The following is a 259-nucleotide window of genomic DNA, read 5'->3' as shown; positions in this document are numbered from 1 at the left end:
ACCGATTCAAGAAACAGTATATTCTATAAATCGATAGAAATCGGGGATCTCCCCTGGCAGTTTGATCCCGAATCGATGTAGCATGATCCAAAAGCGAAATCATTCATTTTAATAAAACTTTATACCCGTTATGGTTGCTACCGTTAACGAAAATAATTTTTCTCAAGAAGTTCTCTGTTCACCACAACCCACTTTGGTTCATTTTTGGGCCCCTTGGTGTGGTTTATGCCGTTTAATTATGCCCACTTTAATTACTTTC

At 37.8% G+C, this 259-nt stretch carries 1 protein-coding gene; it reads left to right on the top strand.

The features are described 5' to 3' along the window. Positions 1 to 130: 130 nt before the first annotated feature. Positions 131 to 259, top strand: a 129-nt coding sequence (locus tag R0J92_RS24235) for a thioredoxin family protein (protein WP_411053559.1), incomplete at its 3' end; no start/stop codon positions are given.

Source organism: Tritonibacter sp. SIMBA_163, from assembly GCF_046535935.1.
GTDB classification, from domain to species: domain Bacteria; phylum Pseudomonadota; class Alphaproteobacteria; order Rhodobacterales; family Rhodobacteraceae; genus Epibacterium; species Epibacterium scottomollicae.
The sequence above is the reverse complement of the archived record's forward strand: the minus strand, read 5'-3'. Positions and strand labels throughout refer to the sequence as shown.